The following is a 16,957-nucleotide window of genomic DNA, read 5'->3' as shown; positions in this document are numbered from 1 at the left end:
TACTCCGACGAGCCCGCCGCAGGCGACCCGGCGGATTCGGGCGTCCGTACGAGCGCTCCACCGGGAGCGGGAAGCACCCCCGCGAACTTCCCAACTGGCATTCCGGGGCAGGACGGTGCGGTCTAGCGTGGGTACCCGGTGATCAACACCGGGCCCCGGGATCGCTGGGGGCCGGGCCCCACGTACCGAGGACGCCGATGTCCGGACTCCGCGCCGCCCGCCACGCCCCGTCGAGACACGCCGTCACCGGTCCGGCCCGGCAGATACGCCCCCAGCTGGTCCGCGCCGCCGTGCTGCCCACACTCGCGGCCGCGCTCAGCGGCGCCGCCGCGGTCATCTTCACCCTCCAGCTCGGCGGCGGAGCGGGCGACCGGGATGCCCGGCTCTGGCCGGTGCTCACGGGCTGTGCCCTCCTCGTCGTCGGCGCCCTCGCGGCGGCCCTGCTCGGAGCCCAGCGCGCCGCCAAGGCCGTCCGGGACCGGTGCGAGGCGCTGCGCCGCTCCAGCGTGCGCGGACGCCAGGAGCTGCGCACCGCCGCCGACCGGCTGGAGCGGGGCGAGACCCCGCCCCGCCCGGTGCGCGGCGGCCCGGGCGCGCCGCCCCTCGGGGCGGATCCGGCCGGGGTGGACGAGTTCTGGCTGCTCTCGCAGGAGCTGCGCGGCGCCCGGGAACAGGCCCACGCCACCCTCGTACGGCTGGCGGGTCCGGCGGCCCCCTCCGACAGCGAGCGCAAGGTCGAGGTCTTCGTCAACCTCGCGCGCCGGTTGCAGTCCCTCGTCCACCGGGAGATCTCGCTCCTGGACGGTCTGGAGGACACGGTCGAGGACCCGGACCTGCTCAAGGAGCTCTTCCACGTCGACCACCTCGCCACCCGCATCCGCCGCCACGCCGAGAACCTCGCGGTGCTCGGCGGCGCCGCGTCCCGCCGCCAGTGGACCCGGCCGATCGACCTCAGCGAGGTCCTGCGCTCCTCGGTGGCGGAGGTGGAGCAGTACACGCGGGTCAAGGTCGTGCCGCCGGCGGGCGGCAGCGTGCGCGGGCACGCCGTGGCCGACGTGGTGCACCTGCTCGCCGAACTGGTGGAGAACGCCACCGTGTTCTCCGCCCCCGATACGGATGTGGTGCTGCGCGCCGAACGGGTCACCGCCGGGATCGCGATCGAGGTGGAGGACCGCGGGCTGGGCATGCCGACCGAGGAACAGCACCGGATGAACGCCCTGCTCGGCGACCCCGACCAGATCAGCGTCCGGCACCTGCTGGCCGACGGGCGGATCGGCCTGTTCGTCGTCTCGGCGCTGGCCCGGCGGCACGGGATCGCCGTCGAGCTCAAGTCCAACATCTACGGCGGCGTCCTCGCCGTGCTGGTGCTGCCGCAGGAGCTGCTGGGCGCGGAGGCGCCGAGTGCCGCCGACGCGGCGGGCGGCTCCCGGGCCACGTCGTGGGGCACCGGCGCGGGCGGCGCGACGACCGCGCCGCTGCCGCCACTGGAGCCCGTACGGGTGTCCGCGCCGCAGCCCCTGCGGGAGCCCGTCGCCGAGGCCCGGCGCGCCCCGGCCCCCGCCCGCCCGGGCCCACCGGTGCCGACGACCGACCACCACTCCGTACCCGCACCCGGCCCGGTGACCCGGCCCGAACCCGCGTCCGAGCCGCGACCCGGACTCGCGGCGCTGCCCGGGCAGGGCCCCGGGCCTGACCCGTCACCCCGCCCCCGGGCCGCAGGCGGTACGGGGACGCGGCCCGGTGCCGGAGCCGACCCGCGGACCGTGGCCCTGCCCGGGCAGGCGACCGGGCCCGAGAGCCGCTCCCGGGCGGCCGCCGGTGGCGAGGGGGAGGCAGGGGGGAGGTACGGGGCGTGGCGGCCCGAGTCCCCGCACCCTGCGCCGAAGGCGGCCGCACCGGCCGTGCCCGCCGCACCGGCCGTGCCCGCCGCACCGGCCGTGCCCGCCGCACCGGCCGTGCCCGCCGCACCGGCCGTGCCCGCCGCACCGGCCGTGCCCGCCGCACCGGCCGTGCCCGCCGCGCGGGCCGGCGGCGAGCGGCCGTCGCTGCCCCGGCGCCGGGCCCAGGAACACCTCGCACCGCAGCTGCGCGAGACTCCCGCCCCCCGGCGGTCCCCGGACAGCGACCCACCCGTGCACGACCCGGGCCTGATGGCCGCCTTCCAGCGGGGCTTCGGCCTCGCGCAGTCGGAGAACCAGGTATGACCCCGACCCCTCACCTCAGCAAGGAGCTCACCCCCATGAGCGGCGAAGTGGCGACGAAGACCGGCAGCCGGCTCTCGGACCTCGACTGGCTGCTCAGCGGCCTCGTGCAGCGCGTGCCGTACACGCGCAGCGCCGTACTCCTCACCGCCGACGGCCTCGTGACCTGCGTGCACGGCCTGGACCCGGACAGCGCCGACCACATGGCGGCGCTGGCCTCCGGCCTGTACTCGCTGGGCCGCAGCGCCGGCTCCCGCTTCGGGGACGGCGCCGAGGTGCGGCAGGTCGTCGTCGAACTCGACACCGCGCTCGTGTTCGTCTCCGCGGCCGGATCCGGCACCTGTCTGGCCGTGCTCGCCGACCGCGAGGCCGACGCCGGGGTGCTCGGCTACGAGATGGCGATGCTGGTCAAGAGCGTCCGACCGTACCTGGCGGCCCCGCCGCGGCGGCCCGCCGCCGACCCGGAGTGATGAGGACCCGCGCGACGGGGGCGTACGCGAAGGGGCGGGACACGCCCTGGCTCGACGATTCGGCCGGCCGGGTGATGCGCCCGTACACCGCCAGCGGCGGGCGGACCCGGCCCGGCGTCGCCCTCGACCTGCTCTCCCTGGTGACGGCCACCGGCGTACGCCCGCGCGTACCGCTGGGGGCGGAACACACCCTCGCGCTCCGGCTGTGCGCGGGCGCCGCGGCCGTCACGGTCGCCGAAGTGGCCGGACAGCTGCGCCTGCCCGCGGTGGTGGTGAAAGTGCTGCTGTCCGATCTGATGGAACACGGGGCCGTCATGGCGCAGGCGCCGCGCTTCCCGGGCGGCGGCGCGTTCGCCGCCGACGACCAGAACCTGCTCCAGGCGGTGCTCGATGGCCTACGCAAACGACTGTGACGCTCCCGCGACCCTGAAGATCCTGGTGGCGGGGGGCTTCGGGGCGGGCAAGACCACCTTCGTGAGCGCGGTGAGCGAGATCGAGCCGCTGAGTACGGAGGAGCTGCTGAGCGACCTCAGCGAGACCGCCGACCCGCTGGACGGCGTCGAGGCGAAGACCACGACCACCGTCGCGCTGGACTTCGGCCGCATCACGCTCGACCGGCGCACCGTGCTCTACCTCTTCGGCACGCCCGGCCAGCACCGCTTCTGGTTCCTGTGGGAGGAGCTGTGCGCCGGCGCGCTCGGGGCGGTGGTCCTCGCCGACACCCGCCGCCTGGCCGACTGCTTCCCCGCCGTGGACTTCTTCGAGCGGCGCGGCATCGGCTTCATCGTCGCCGTCAACGAGTTCGACGACGGTCACCGCTACGCGCCCGGCGAGGTCCGCGACGCGATGGGGCTCGGGCCCGAGGTGCCCGTCGTACGGTGCGACGCGCGCCTGGCGAGCTCGGGGACGGGGGCGCTGGCCGCCCTGGTCCGCCATCTTCTGTGCATGTCCGCATCCGCATCCGCATCCATAACCAGCTCTTCGTCTTCGGAGTCGGGGGAACCGTCATGACGTACTACGAATCGACCGGACACCTGCTGCTCACACCCGTGGACCGGGAGGCGCCGACCCGCGTCGTCCGGCTGCGCGAACTGGGCCTGGGAGAACGGGCGGACACCGAACTGGACGCCTTCGCCCGGCGCGTCGCGGACGAACTGGCCGCGCCCTACGCCGGGGTCAACTTCATCGGCGAGGAACGGCAGTTCTTCGCCGGCCTGCACCACGCGTCCGACGCCCCGGCGAGCGGCTACCCGGCCCGGGTGCTGGCCCGGGACCACGGCTACTGTCCGCACGTGGTGGTGCGCCGGCGGGCGCTGGTGCTGGAGGACGTACGGGACTTCGCGCGCTTCGCGGGCAACGCGGTGGTGGACGGGAGCGGGGTGCGCTCGTACGTGGGCGCGCCGCTGACGGACCGGCGCGGGATCGTCCTGGGCACGGTGTGCGCGGTGGACGTGGTGCCGCGCCGGTGGGGGACGGAGGGACTCGCCACCGCCAAGGCCCTGGCGGCGGAGCTGGTGGCCCTGCTCCACGAGCGGGAGGACCGGCGCGGCTGAGACGGCCGGAGAAGAGGACGGGGTCTACGGTCATCCGAAAAAGGTCACCGGTGGCCGGCTTCGGAGAGGAGACGCGGTATGGCCGCAACCGCGCAGGACGTCCGCACGATCGCGCTGTCGCTCCCGGACAGCAGCGAAAGGCTCGCCTGGGGCATGCCGACCTTCCGGGTGAGCGGGAAGATCTTCGTCGCGCTCTCCGACGACGACACCTCGATCGGCGTGAAATGTCCGAAAGAGGACCGGGCCGAGCTGATCGCGGCCGAGCCGGAGAAGTTCTTCGTGCGCGCGGGCCACGACGACAACTACGCCTGGCTCCGGATCCGCCTGGCGGCCGTCCAGGACCAGGCCGAGCTGCGCGCGATCCTGACCGACTCCTGGCTCCAGGCGGCCCCGAAACGCCTGGCCGCCGCCCACCCCGAGCTGGCCCCGGACCCGGGCTGAGCCGCGACCTCCCGGAGGGGTCACGGAAAGGTGCGCGCGACCACCCTCCGAAGTGCGGTATTGTTCTCCTGCACGTTCAACCAGGGGAAACCCCAGGTCAGCGGGCATCGGGACGTGGCGCAGCTTGGTAGCGCACTTGACTGGGGGTCAAGGGGTCGCAGGTTCAAATCCTGTCGTCCCGACTGTGCTTTACGCAGGTCGGAGGCCGTCTTCTCAGAAATGGGAGGGCGGCCTTTCGTGCGTCCGGGGGCGTGGTGGTCGCAGTGTGGTCGCACGTCCGGTCTGCGCCCGGTCGGCCGTGGCACTGAACCCGGCAACGGCGGGGGAGCGGAGTCGGCGCACAACCTCGCGGAGCCGGTGGATGTGGTCGCGTGGTGGTCGCAGCCACGATGTATGGCTCGTTTTGTGGCTGGCCTTCTCGGCTCCGGTGAGCGTGTGGTCGATGGTGTCGACGGCTTCGCGGGCTGCCTGCTGGGTGAGGTGGCTGTAGAGGTTGGCGGTCGTCGACAGGGTGGAGTGCCGCAGCGTCTTGGAGACCACGGTGAGGGGAACGCCGGCGGTGATCGTGATCGTGGCGGCCAGGTGACGCAGGTCGTGCACCGTGATCCGCGGGACGCCTGCTTCCTCGGACAGTTGGTGGAGCCGGTCCAGAACCTGATGCGGTCCGAGAGGACGGCCGTCGGGCCGGCAGAAGACCAGTCCGGTGAACGGATCGTCGGGATCGCCCCGCGTAAGGGGAGTTGTTCGTGCATGGTGTCGGAGGGCGGTGGCGACACGGGGTGAGATGGCCACCCAGCCTCGGCTCGATCGGGTCTTCGGCGCGGTGATGACCAGGTGGTTGTTGTCGATGGCCGAGAGCGTGCAGCGCACGTAGAGGACGTCTTCGGTCAGGTGGACGTCGTTCCAGTGGAGGCCGAGGGCTTCGCCCTTGCGCAGGCCAGTGCCGATGAGGAACTCGAACAGGTCGGCCATCTCCGGGTCCGCCTGGTGGCAGTACGTGAGGAAGCGGGCGGCCTCCTGCGCTGTCCAGATGTGTCGCTCCGGCGCTGCCGGGCGGCGCAGGATCGGGGGACTGGCCGGGTTGTGGGGGAGGCGGTGTTGGCGGACGGCGTCGCCGAGGGCGCTGGAGAGGGTGGCCAGGCAGCGGTAGAGGGTGGTGTGGCCGCGGCCGGCGGCGAGCTGGCAGGTGACGTAGGCCGAGATGTGGCGGTGTGCGAGCTGGTCGAGTTTGAGGGTGCCGAACGCGGGGGTGAGGTCGTTTCGGACATAGTCGCGGTAGCGGGCCATGGTGGTGGGCTTCAGTACAAGGGCCTTCGCGGTCAGCCAGGCGTTCAGGTAGGAGGCGACCGTCTGGTTGGGGTCCGCGTCGTATCCGCCGGCCTCGCCTTCGAGGAACCGGCGCAGGGCCTGCTCGGCTGAATCCTGGCTGGGGAATCCGCCCCGGCGCACCGTCGTCCGGCGACGGGCTGGGGTGGGGACGTCAACGGCGAAGTTCCAAGTTCCATGGTCGCTGTCGGTGAGCAGGCGAGGGCAGTGTGTACCGAGCTGGTGGTGGGTGTCCCTGCAGCCGCAGCGGCGGTAGATACGGCCACGGCCGACGCTGGTACGCATGGGGATCGCCTCCGTGAGGAGGGGGAAGTGGATGCTTCCAGCCTGCGACCACGGGCGACCACCACGGCTGTCACACCGACCGTGACCAGGGAGTTTCCCTTGTCAGCGCCACAAGGGCCCATATCGCTCGGGTGAAGGCCGGGCGACACGGCAGGCACCGGACGTCCACTGAAGTGCACGACCAAGCGGACGCTGTTCGCCAAGTCGGTTCGCCAATGCCTCGATATGGCGGCGAAGGCGTGCCGGTGTCATGTATGTGTGCAGAATATCGGGTGAGTGCCTGGTACCTGAGAAGGGTCGGTCTGGCAGTCCAACCGGCGAGCTCTGCGCCGATTGTCGAAGTGAGCAAGGGTGCTATTTCGTTATGTCCTGCGACTGGTGAGGCCTGCGGACGCGGACCCAGTGCATTGACTCCCCCACCCCGAGCTGTGAGCGACGCTGCTGACGTGACTTCCGGACCTAGCGGACTTCGGCCGGCGGCGGTGTCCCGCCAAGTGGTATGGCAGCGATGAATAGCCTCGCTCCGACCATAGCGACCTGTTCTGAAATGCGATGGGCCAGCTGCACCCGGGGCAGGCTCCCCATCCCTCTCCCGTTCCCCGACTGAAGGTCAGCGTGCCGTGGGGAGAGCTTCGAGACGCTCCTCACCCGTGATCCCTTGCCGCTCTAAAGCAAACCTTGATCACGACTTGATGCAGGTCGCTCTCTCCCTCGAAACTCCCAGTTTTCGCCCATTTGAGAGTCGCTTCGCGGACTTCAGGATGGCGTGCCCGTAGAACGTCGATAATCTCATCGCAGGACTTGAAGTCGCTGAGGCCGTCCGCAATGGCAAGCATTCCTGACAGCTTCGCCGTGGGTTGGTCTTCGTAGAAGCTGTTCATGATTCCTTCCTTTTCGAAGTGCGGTGATATGAACCTCTCCGAAGGAGTCGGTTTCGGTGAATAGATTCGGAGATCGAACCTACCGCCGACAAGCAGGCACCTCATTTGAGGTGCGTCTCCCTAATAAGCGCCCTCTCCGGAGCCGTGGGCCATATGGTTGAAATTGGCTCGGTGTCTATTCGCGGCGCGGTTGCTCGGGTTGGGCCGAGTTCAGTGTCTCTTCCACGGTGACGTCGATGACCCGCTCCTGCTCTACCGGGCTGAGTGCAACACGCTGCACATCGGACTGGTCGAGTTGGACGCGGATGCATCGGGTGATCACGTCTCGGCGAGGAGCCGGGTTGTCCTCCTTACGGTCGTTATAGATTGTCCAGGCGAGGCTGGCGATGCTGACGATCAGAGCGCCGAGGGAGATGGGATCGCCGTACTGATCGGGTCGATCTGTCGCCCTGCGGCCGTGCAAGGCGGCCTCTACATCGGTGAGAAGGGCGGGCGTGCTCGGCGTCGTAAGGCGTCGTGCCGCTGCTCGGGCGCCAGCTTCAACCGGATGGGTCATGGACAGGTCTCCTGTTCCATCAGTCATGGGGTTACGGATCACCTTGGACGTAGTCGCGAACCGAGGGGGGCACCGGCTCGCCCGTGACCGCCTGCCAGGATTCTTCAAGGGCCTCCAACCCAAGTGACGACACCATGCGCTTGAGAAGTTCGGGGCCCGGCCCAGTCGCGGGGTGAGGGAATTCCTCAAAGCAGGCCACACACCTGACCATCCATTCCAGGGCTTCTCGCGGGTCGCCTCGTTCCTCAGAGAGAAGCCCGAGCTGCCCGTAGCTGAAAGCCATCCCGGGCCGATCCGGCAAGCCCTCCTTGATGGCCAGTGACTGCCGGTACCGCCGTTCCGCCTTGTCCAGCCGCCCTCGCTCCTGGGCCACCCTGCCGAGCTGGTGGTAGCTCGAGGCGATTCCGGGCTGGTCCCGCAGGTCCTTCCTGATGGCCAGTGACTGCCGGTACCGCCGTTCCGCCTTGCCCAGTCGCCCCTGCAACTGGGCCACGATGCCGAGCTGGTGGTAGCTCGAGGCGATCCCGGGCCGGTCCCGCAGGTCCTCGGCGATGGCGAGTGACTGCCGGTACCACTGTTCCGCCTCGTCCAGTCGCCCTCGCTCCTGAGCCACCCTGCCGAGCTGGTGATAAGTCAAGACCATCCCGGGCCGATCCCTAAGATCCTCCTCGATGGCCAGAGCCTGCAGGTACCGCCGTTCCGCCTTGTCCAGCCGCCTGCAGAACTGGGCCACCATGCCGAGTTCGTGATAGCTCGAGGCCATGCCGGGTCGATCTCTCAGATTCTCCTTGACCGCCAGGGAACGCTGGTGCCACTGTTCTGCCTCGTCCAGCTGGCCTCGTACGTGGGCCACGATGCCGAGTTGGTGGTAGCTCGAGGCGATTCCGGGCCGGTCCCGCAGGTCCTTTCTGATGGCGAGTGACTGCCGGTACCACTGTTCTGCCTCGTCCAGCTGGCCTCGTACGTGGGCCACGATGCCGAGTTGGTGGTAGCTCGAGGCGATCCCGGGCCGGTCCCGCAGGTCCCTTCTGATGGCCAGAGACTGCTGGTACCACTGTTCCGCCTCATTCAGCCACCCCCGCTCCTGGCCGACCCTGCCGAGGCCGTGATAGGTGGTCGCGAGGTGGCTGCGCTGTTCATTACTGGGTGGTTGCTCCTGCAGGGCTTGGAGGATGTCCTGGTATGTGTTCTCGGCTTGGCTGAGCTGGTGCGCCCGAACCTGCTGGCTGGCTTCCGATTCGACCACGATCAGCCAGAGCGCGCCTGCGGCACTATCCAGACAGGGTGGGGCGCCGTTGGAGTTTTCGAGGGCGAGCCGCGCACGGCCGAGCCACAAGCCTGCCTCAATGAACAGCCCCCGGACCTTCCAGTAAGTATCCAGCAGTTCCACGATTTGCTTGGCCTGTTCCCACATGGCGTGATCGAGAGCATAACCAAGCAGGCTGCCGAGAGTCCGCCGCTGGGTGTCGATGACGGCGATCGCGGACTGGGCATCCCCAGCTGACAGCCGATATTTAAGCCGTTCGGAAAGGGCGGCATAGGCGTTGAGCAGTGCGAGAGAGGCTGCCTGGTGCTGATCTCTGTAGCCTTTCGGTTCCTCGTTGCGCCATCGGGCGGCGAGGAACGCCGGCAGGGCCGGGGGTATACGGTAGATGTCATCGCCCAGCTCCGTGAGCAGGCCGATACCAGCTGCGCGCCTCAAGAGCTGCTGCCAGTCCTCTGCGGTGTGACCGCGGAAGCGTCCGGGCGCCACAGCATCCTGTGAAAAGGTTCCCAAGACTTTGGCGTCGGCGGCGCCGTGGAGCAGGCTGAGCGCGGCCAGTGTCTGCTGGTCGGCGGCGGGCACGTGGGCGAAGGAATAGGCGACGCTGGCGGACAGTATGTCGCTCTCGTTTTCGGGCATGGGGACGGCGCCTTGGAGGACGTCCAGCAGATCCTGCGGTTCGCGGGTATCCAGGTGCGGAAGCATAAGCCGCATACAAAGCGGATTCCCCTCAAGCCACTGCATTAGCTCTCCGAACGCCTTCTGTGCGCGCCGCTGCCTGCCCCGGGAGTACGGGGCGAGGATCTCTTCAGCGTACTGATTGGCTTCCTCGGGTTCCAGGCCGGGCACCTCTATCCGACGCACCTCGCCCAGCCAGGTCTCTGGGGTGCGGCTGGTAATGATGACCGCACTCTTGCCATTCCGAGTGATGTGGTTGAGAAATCCGCGCAGCGCACCACGTTCTTCTTCGCTCAGGGCCGGGGTGGCTCTGGTCGGGTCAGGCATGGTGTAAACGCACTCGAAATTGTCCCAGATCAGCAGCAGCCTCCGGTGCTTCAGTACCTCCTTGACCGCCGTCTCACGCTGGGTGCGGTTTTGGAGGAGTGCGAATCGGGTGCCGAACATGCGCAAGCCGATGCTGTTGATCACCCCGTCCAGGCCGAAGGAGGCCAGGCCGGGCTCGAAAGAATGCCAGATCACCGAGTCCGTCGCGTCGACGGCTCCAGTGTCACGGCACCAGCGGCCGAACGCCTTAGCCAGCTCAGTCTTCCCAATGCCGGCGGACCCGTGCAGCACCACTACCCGCTGTAGCCGCGCGGCCACATCCAAGCTGTAAAGAAGGCCATCCCGGCCGACGAATTCGCCATCCGATGTCAGACGCTCATCAGGGCTGGCTGTGCCGTCATTGCCGTCGTTGGGTTGCTTGCTGATCCGGTCCAGGATCGCTTCGGTCGACTCGCCGGCTTTCCGCTCAGTGCGCAATCCGGGAAAGGAAACCTCGCTGCGGTAGTACAGGACCGGGACCATCCAGTCATCCAGCGGAAGCAGCCCTTTCGGTGAGGGCCGCTGGTCATGCTGTGCCAGTCGCCGGCGTCCGGCCGCCACCGCGTCCGCGACCCGGTCACCAGCGAACAAGCGCTCGTAGAACGCCGTCATGAACTCAGCCGCCGCCACGGCGTAGACGCTGTATGCCATCGCCACGACAGCCCTGGCGCCTTCCTGCAGCAATCGGGTCGCCACCGCCGCCTCCACCTGCGAGCCGACCATGGCCGACTGGCAGGCGTTCAGCACCACCACAGGCACCCGGGCCTGTCCCAGTACCTGCGCCACGCGCTCAGCGGGCACCAAGTCCGAACCACCTGCTGGCTGCTCGAACTCCAACATTCCCCGCGGCCCCGGACCCTGGAAGGTCGACGGACCCCAATTGCTCTCAGGCTCGGCTGGCTCACCGAAGGCTCCGTGCCCGTCGAAGTGAACGATCTGGAACGGCTCACCCGCCTCCCGTGCCTCGTGCAGCACCTCACCGAGCCGTTCCAAGGTCGGTGGCCGCAGCACCACCAAATCCACGTTCCCCCGCACCGCCTCCAGACGGCGCAACAACGGCCGGGCGATCATCTGATAGCCCACATCGGCTTCGCCCCGTGGGCGGGAGATCACCATCAGTACCCGCAGCCGCGAACCCTCGACCGTGAACACCTCGCCCAGCTTCGCTGTAGGCAGGCTGCGCGTCATCGCAGCCCAACCCAGAGCGATCGGCTTGGGATGGCCTGGATCCGCCATCACCTCCCACGGCAGCCCGAGCAGCTGGGCTGATTCAGACCGCAGCACGATCTCCAGCGACCCGCTGCCTGCCCGCGTCCATGCCCGCATATAGGCATCCCTGGCAGGCCCGGTTCCGAAGATGGCCTCAAATACCTGGGCGCCCCATCCCGGCAACTGGCCGGCAATCTGCGGCCCCCGGTCGCTGTAAACCCCGAATGGGGCCCGCAGATACTCCTCCAGATACCAGCACAGATCATCCAGTGACTGAGTATCCAGCGGCCAAGTCAGCTGCATTGGCCCGCCTACGGGACTCGGGAACGCCTCCCCCGAGCGCCACTCGGACACCGCCACTCGGCCATCTGTGCCCAAATCCACCAGTAGACGCTCCACCATGGCGCACTCCACCGATCATGAACTCCTGGGCAATTACCCGGCACGCTGGAGGAGTAAGAATCTTTCGTTCTGCCGGTCCTTATTTGGGCGCCCAGTTGAGGTAGTAATAGACGAGACGCTGGGCTTGCCCGCAGCTCGCGGTCTGTTGCCGCCGTCATGAAAAGTGATGATTCGATGCTTGCAGGCCCTCTAGCCTGACGTTTGCCGAGTTGGCTCCGGGGCGGGAGCGTCTTTATCTCGGCGGACCGGAACATCGGGCCGGGCATCCTCCGATCCATCGACATGCAGAGTCGAGGGCTGCATACTCCAGCACGTGCAGTAGCTCCGCAACGATCGGATGTGAGCCAGAGCCAGTAACTTTGTTTAAGTCCAATGCAGTCATTGGAGTCTGGTTCAGCGGCTTCTTCCAGTGTGCGGCCACGTGGTTGGCGACGCGAGTCTTGGGGCTGATCAGCTCCGGCACCGTGTCGACCACGGCCCACAGCGTCGGCTGTTTCCACTCGCCGAGGAACTCCTGGCCCGCCTCGGTCTGGAGGGGCCGCAGCCGTGAACAGGGCGGGGCAAGGGGCCGGGCCGATCCGGTGGGGCGCCCGGCTGCAGGGCAGCCGACGGTGGCTGGGCCACTCGGCGGTGCCCCGCCAGACGGTCACGGGAACAGCCAGCGCCTGTCCACCCAGGCGATCTGGATGAAGCGCCCCTTCTCTGCGAGCCAGGGGTAGGGAGTGCGGAACCGTGTCAGGTTCTCCATTGATACCACTGGTGCGTCGAGCTGCCCCGCAACGTTGAGCACCGCATGCGAGGACATCGAGGGAACGGGGATTACGCCCCCTTCGGCGATGGCCTGGTCCAGGAGGTCTCGTTCGTGGTGCTCGACCGCCTCGGACACATCTGTGCCGATGACCGTGACAATGCGCCGGTCCGGGAAGCGCTGCCTGATCGCTGCGAGTGCGGAGGTGAGCAGCCTGTAACTTGGCGGTCGCCGTGATGCCGCAGTGCGCCCTGCCGTCATGACTGCTCTGCCGTCAACAACCAGAGCCGGAGCGGTCGGACCGGGTTCCTCCACCTGCGGTTCGGCGTTTACCTGGGACGCACCAGCCGACTTTACGTTGCTGTTGGGAGCCGGCTCGGCGATCCGTCGCAGCAGTCGTTCCAGCTCACGGTCGAGGCCTCGCTCGATGGGCGTTCCGTCTGGTCCGAAGCAGTCGAGTTCCTCGTTGAGGATCTCGCGGCCCCCGTGACGCAGAACGGCTCGGACCTTGAGGATTCCATCGCGGTCGTATCGGTAGTCGACGTCGAAGAGATTGGCTGAGGGATCGGCCGTGGGGTGCGGAACGGGCAGCTCGAGCCGGGCGAGTGGGAACGTGCGCTCGTCATCGGCGGCACGGGCGCTGTCTCCCTCAACGATTTCAAGGACGACTCTTGAGGCACCGGGAACGGCGGGCATTGCACTGCGGCTGCCGCGTGCGGGCAGGGTGGAGTAGCGCGGGATCAACGTGGCGAATCCGCGACGGCCGCCGGCTTGGAAGGCAAGGCCCAGATCATGGCTGGCGGCCACCGAGATAGTGGTGCCCGGAACCAGGCCGTCGATCTCGGCGGCTGTGATCGCGGCTCCCCGGGCGACTGCCGTCATGGGGTTACACAAACTCGCGTCGACGACATCCCGGATCAGTGACTCTTCGACCTCGCGACGGACCATCGGGATCTGTGAGGTTCCGCCGATCATCAGCACGGCGTCGAGTGCGTCGGGGGAGAGCCCGACGTCGTTGAGGCATTCTTCCAGCGGCACCAGAGCTCGCCGTACGAGGGGTTCGACCGCCTGCTCGAACTCCTCGCGGTGGATGATCACGGCGCGGCCGCCGCCGGGCGGCTCGAAGAGGACCTCCGTCGTGCCTGGCTGGGACAGTGCGATCTTGGTGAGCTCCACATGACGCCGCCAGCGAAGGGCTTCCGCGCGCGTGAGGTGCTCAGGCCTCGTACCGAGCTTGGGCAGTACGAGCTTCACAAGTGCCTCGTCGAATTCGAGTCCGCCGAGCGCCGTGATCCCTCGTGAGGCGATCTCGTCGAAGATGCCGTCGTAGTGCTCGAGGACCGTGATGTCGATGGTGCCGCCGCCCCAGTCGAAGACGAGGAAGCATCCTTCGCCGGGGTAGTCGTGGGCGTAGCTGATGGCTGCCGCGGTGGGCTCGTTGATAAGAGCCTTCACTTTGATGCCGGCAAGGCGTGCCGCGGCCCGTGTTCGGTAGCGGGCCGCGCCGGTCGCGTTGGCGGGGACAGTGACGACTGCCTCGTCCATCTCCCGAAGATTGCGGCGGACCCCGGCGCGCATCTGGTCGAACAGGGAAGCCGCTACCGTCGTACTCCGATAGGGCTCGTTGCCCAGCCAGACATTGTGCTCTTCGGGTACGGCGAAGCGCACGCTCTCGTCTTCTTCCGAGGAGGCCCTGGGCCTGGACGCGAGCATGCGCTTGACCGCGTCCTGGGGTGTTGCGGTATCGCACTTTGCAGACCATCCGAAGCACAGCGTTCGCTGCACGTCGCGAATGGAGACCACCGAAGGAAACAACTCGTCGAAGCCGGGGCGGTTCCATTCGGCGGGCAGGCCCCCGCTGTCCACCCGGATCACCTCAGTGCCGTGCCCCGTCCAGCGTGCGACGACCGAGTTGCTCGTGCCGAAGTCGATTCCGAACGTCATCCTCTGCCTTTCGACTCGCTAGTGCTGTCTGTTGGCAGCGTCCGTGCTGTGCCCCGCTGGACGACGCGGCCGGTCGCCGTCTCGATGTATGCCGGCGACACAACCTCGTAACTGGCCGCGTCGTTGTGCTCCTCTAGATCCATGATGTCGAACGGCGTCAGGTCGGCTGGGGTCGCCAGGCGAGTGAGTCCCGCTCGCTTCATCTCAGCGTCGACTCGCAGGCGCACAGCCTCGATGTCGTCGGTGCCCCATGCGGTGCGATCGATCAGCGCGAGTTGCGCCAACTGCTGGTCGCGGACGCGAGTAGCGTCGAGCACGGCGGTCCGCAGGGTGTCGTCCACCGCTGCCTGGACAGCTTGACGTACCAGTGTGCCCACTTTGTCGGCTGTGGACATGGCCACGCGGATGGCGTCGTCGAGTTCTTCGGTGAGCTTGCGGGACAGTTCTTGTGATGCTTTCAGGCCGGCCTTGGAGGCTGCCTTGTCCACCTGAGAGGCCAACTTCATGGTCAGCTTCTCGAAGAGCACGCCGGGGTCGGCGAGTGCGTCGCCCACCACTGGAGTGTGCCTGTCGTGTTCCTCTGCGACTTCACGGTCCGAGTTCCCGGACGTCTGCTGCGTGGAGGTGTTCGCCCTGGTGTCGGATGCGGCTTGTCGGCCGGGCGACCGGGGTTGTTGCCTCCGCGCCTTCGGCTCGTCCTGGGCGACACCGGGCCTGGGGCGGGTGCGTAGTCCCTGGAAGTCGGGGATGGCGTTGAGGGGTTGCTTCCTGCTTCTGCTGCCCATCAGTAGTCCTGCCTCGTGTTGCTGCTGCGGCTGATGATGTCCCGAGCCGCTTCGGACGCGGTCCAGTTCCGTTCGTCGGATGTGCTTGGTTCCGTGCGTCGTTCCATGGGTCGTATCTGCGGTTGGAGAACGGGTGAGTGGGCGCGAGGTATCCACAGGAATCGTTCGTCGAGGGGAAGCTCGTAGAGAATCTCAACGTCCCTGCCCAGGCGTGAGGCCATCTCGCGCCGCTGGATTCGGTCCTTGGCGTTGTTGATGTACTCCAGCTGATCGGCGGGGACTTGACCGCGTAGATTTCGCCAGCCGTGGCGCCACTCAGATGAGCCGTGTTCGACGGAGAGGGCCAGATACGGGTTGAGGACGTCGTGAGGCCTCGACTTCTGGCGTAGAGCCTGCAGTAGTTCACTGAGCCAGATCATGCGTCGGCGGGCCTTGGGGTCCACGCCTCCGCGACGCCGAGTACCGCGCATGAGTACCTCTTCCAGGAGCCCGACAGCCCGGTCCAGTCTGTCCCGGTCTCCCGGACGAGCGGTCAGGAAGTAGACATACGCCAACACCGCGCGTGCTTCCCGGTCCGCTTTACCAGCCGCCGCTCCCTCCTTCTCGTTGCGAAGAGCGGTCGCCTGCTCCACCACGCCGCGAAGGACGTCCGGCGCAATGTCGGGTTCAGCTGCCATGAACCAATGAGCCTCGTCGAGCAGCCGATACAGGCGCCGTGTGCCAGCCCAGTAGTGGAATTTGGACGAGCCGGAGACCAGGCGATCGTGTGGGAGACAGTCCTCCAGCAGGAAGAACAGACCCGGTTCGTGCCCCAGCTCCGGTCCCACGGCAGCTCCGCGGCGTACGGCCTGAAGGGAGTGGACCAGCCGGGACAGATCCGACGGGAATTGCGTTTCGTCGAGCGGCCCGACCTTGTCGAGCGCATTGACATCACCAGCGAGCAGTGCTGCACGCAGACTCCACTCGTCGTGCCGCCCATCGATCGGAAGGACCTCAGCCCCCTCCACCACGGCGCGCCGTCGCAGCTCGCTCGTCCAAGCGAGGGCCCGGACGTCGGAGGCGTCGAGTGCGCCTGGCGACACGCGGGCCGTTACGTATCGGGAGCGGTCGTTGCGGTCTGGCCAGCTGGCCGGGTCGGCCCTTGCATCGAGTTTCCCGGAGTCGATGAGGTCGTCTACGACGGCCAGTGGCAGCGTATGCACGACACGGCGCCACGCCTCTTTGGAGAGGACGGCACGCGTACCTGCCTCGTGGGCCTCCAGGAGCAGCTGCCATGAGTCCGCCTTGGCGGGAGCCACCGGGGGAGCGGGAAGGCGGTCCGTGAGAATGGCTTCTGCCCGCAGCGATTCGTCGTCGCTGAACACAGCCATCCCCGCCGTCGTGAGATCGGCGAGATGGGCAAGGGCAACGAGGGCAGGGAATGCGGCGGAGATGCTTTCCCGTACGACGTTGGCGACACACTCCATCGGATCGCGCAGGTTGCCTGCTCGCATGAGTACGTCGTGGAACATGTCTGCGACCCCGGCTTCTTCGCCGACACGATCCAGGATCGTGACGAGGCGTGCGGGTAGCACCAACGGTGCAGGCGCGGCATCCGGTGTAGTAACTGCCACGCCGGGGCCGCTGGGATTCGCTGCTCTGCGACGAGCCCGGAGAGCAGGTATCTCGCCCCTCTCCCGGGCGAGTCGTCGCTGTTCGCGCTTCTCCCGCTCAATCTGGCGAAGCTCCTCGGTACGGGCCTCGTCAACAGACTCCAACGACATCTGGTTTGTCCCCTCGGCGAACACGACCTGTAACCAGCCCCACGTCACAGGTGTTTCGGTTCGGATCGTATGCCAGGTTGGAACG

The 16,957-nt window shown here is 68.0% G+C and carries 13 protein-coding genes and 1 tRNA gene; 7 read left to right on the top strand and 7 right to left on the bottom strand.

Annotation, left to right across the window (positions count from 1 at the left end):
• Window positions 1-197: 197 nt before the first annotated feature.
• The 7 genes from J7E94_RS30780 (at window position 198) to J7E94_RS30750 (ending at window position 4,847) form a co-directional block, all read left to right on the top strand.
• Window positions 198-2,204: an ATP-binding protein gene (locus J7E94_RS30780; protein WP_215020096.1), complete on the top strand. Its 2,007-nt coding sequence runs from the start codon at window positions 198-200 to the stop codon at window positions 2,202-2,204.
• A 35-nt stretch (window positions 2,205-2,239) separates the two neighbouring features.
• Window positions 2,240-2,671 carry a roadblock/LC7 domain-containing protein gene (locus tag J7E94_RS30775; RefSeq protein ID WP_215020095.1) on the top strand — a complete coding sequence of 144 codons (432 nt, stop codon included), beginning with the start codon at window positions 2,240-2,242 and terminating at the stop codon, window positions 2,669-2,671.
• A complete protein-coding gene (locus J7E94_RS30770) occupies window positions 2,671-3,084 on the top strand; it encodes a DUF742 domain-containing protein (protein ID WP_215020094.1) in 414 nt (137 codons plus the stop codon). The genes J7E94_RS30775 and J7E94_RS30770 overlap by 1 nt, the downstream gene beginning before the upstream one ends.
• Window positions 3,062-3,682 carry an ATP/GTP-binding protein gene (locus J7E94_RS30765; RefSeq protein ID WP_215020093.1) on the top strand — a complete coding sequence of 207 codons (621 nt, stop codon included), beginning with the start codon at window positions 3,062-3,064 and terminating at the stop codon, window positions 3,680-3,682. Before J7E94_RS30770 ends, J7E94_RS30765 begins: the two co-directional genes overlap by 23 nt.
• Complete coding sequence (locus J7E94_RS30760) at window positions 3,679-4,224, top strand: GAF domain-containing protein (protein WP_215020092.1); 546 nt, start codon at window positions 3,679-3,681, stop codon at window positions 4,222-4,224. Before J7E94_RS30765 ends, J7E94_RS30760 begins: the two co-directional genes overlap by 4 nt.
• Window positions 4,225-4,302: 78 nt before the next feature.
• Window positions 4,303-4,665: an MmcQ/YjbR family DNA-binding protein gene (locus J7E94_RS30755; protein ID WP_215020091.1), complete on the top strand. Its 363-nt coding sequence runs from the start codon at window positions 4,303-4,305 to the stop codon at window positions 4,663-4,665.
• Between the two features lie 108 nt (window positions 4,666-4,773).
• Window positions 4,774-4,847: transfer RNA gene (locus tag J7E94_RS30750), tRNA-Pro, on the top strand.
• A gap of 31 nt (window positions 4,848-4,878) precedes the next feature.
• Here the strand turns inward: J7E94_RS30750 and J7E94_RS30745 are convergent.
• From J7E94_RS30745 to J7E94_RS30715, 7 genes are all read right to left on the bottom strand, one after another.
• On the bottom strand, window positions 4,879-6,276 hold the full coding sequence (locus J7E94_RS30745) for a site-specific integrase (RefSeq protein ID WP_251057476.1): 1,398 nt from the start codon (window positions 6,274-6,276) through the stop codon (window positions 4,879-4,881).
• A 644-nt stretch (window positions 6,277-6,920) separates the two neighbouring features.
• Window positions 6,921-7,157: a hypothetical protein gene (locus J7E94_RS30740; protein WP_215020090.1), complete on the bottom strand. Its 237-nt coding sequence runs from the start codon at window positions 7,155-7,157 to the stop codon at window positions 6,921-6,923.
• 175 nt (window positions 7,158-7,332) lie between these two features.
• A complete protein-coding gene (locus J7E94_RS30735; RefSeq protein WP_251057475.1) occupies window positions 7,333-7,740 on the bottom strand; it encodes a hypothetical protein in 408 nt (135 codons plus the stop codon).
• Between the two features lie 4 nt (window positions 7,741-7,744).
• Window positions 7,745-11,533, bottom strand: a complete 3,789-nt coding sequence (locus J7E94_RS30730) for a tetratricopeptide repeat protein (RefSeq protein ID WP_215020089.1) — start codon at window positions 11,531-11,533, stop codon at window positions 7,745-7,747.
• Between the two features lie 745 nt (window positions 11,534-12,278).
• Window positions 12,279-14,324 carry an Hsp70 family protein gene (locus J7E94_RS30725; RefSeq protein WP_215020088.1) on the bottom strand — a complete coding sequence of 682 codons (2,046 nt, stop codon included), beginning with the start codon at window positions 14,322-14,324 and terminating at the stop codon, window positions 12,279-12,281.
• Complete coding sequence (locus J7E94_RS30720) at window positions 14,321-14,878, bottom strand: hypothetical protein (RefSeq protein WP_215020087.1); 558 nt, start codon at window positions 14,876-14,878, stop codon at window positions 14,321-14,323. The genes J7E94_RS30725 and J7E94_RS30720 overlap by 4 nt, the downstream gene beginning before the upstream one ends.
• A 230-nt stretch (window positions 14,879-15,108) precedes the next feature.
• On the bottom strand, window positions 15,109-16,896 hold the full coding sequence (locus J7E94_RS30715; RefSeq protein ID WP_215020086.1) for a hypothetical protein: 1,788 nt from the start codon (window positions 16,894-16,896) through the stop codon (window positions 15,109-15,111).
• Window positions 16,897-16,957 lie beyond the last annotated feature (61 nt).

The organism is Streptomyces sp. ISL-94, from assembly GCF_018614075.1.
Taxonomy (GTDB): Bacteria; Actinomycetota; Actinomycetes; order Streptomycetales; family Streptomycetaceae; genus Streptomyces.
This window is presented reverse-complemented; position numbering and strand designations above follow the sequence as displayed.